1 protein-coding gene is annotated in these 432 nt (G+C 41.9%); it reads right to left on the bottom strand.

Features of this window, described 5'->3' with window-relative positions; all coding sequences use genetic code 11:
* Positions 1 to 300 (bottom strand): MmgE/PrpD family protein (locus tag RYX56_RS21235; protein WP_317123975.1); only part of this gene is annotated, 300 nt, incomplete at its 3' end.
* Positions 301 to 432: the final 132 nt, after the last annotated feature.

The following is a 432-nucleotide window of genomic DNA, read 5'->3' as shown; positions in this document are numbered from 1 at the left end:
ATCGAGCCAGCGAATCATACAGCCAATATTAAATGCTGCATGGACAGGATCTAACACATATTGCGTTCCGGGGACCCGGCTCCCATTTGGGACGACCGTTCCTGGAACAATCGGCCCTAAATGTTTCGTACATTCAGGATATTTAAGAGCTAAGAAACCACAGCCTAATGTATCCATCAGGACATACCTGGCTGTTTCTAATGCTTCATCACTAGTAATCTTTGTGTCTTTCACATAATCAGCGATTGAAACCAATAACGAATCTATTTCTTGGCCGATTTCATTTTTTAGATGTTGCATCATATCGTCTCCTCCCCGTTCACGGTGTCAGGCACCATGTGAATTTTTCACATGGTGCCTGACACCAAACAGTTAGAAGTTTTTGTATTTGTTTTCTGATTTTGGTTTCACTGGGAGTATCTTTTGTTCGAT

The organism is Alkalihalophilus lindianensis, assembly GCF_032843265.1.
GTDB classification, from domain to species: domain Bacteria; phylum Bacillota; class Bacilli; order Bacillales; family Bacillaceae_D; genus Alkalihalophilus; species Alkalihalophilus lindianensis.
The sequence above is the reverse complement of the archived record's forward strand: the minus strand, read 5'-3'. Positions and strand labels throughout refer to the sequence as shown.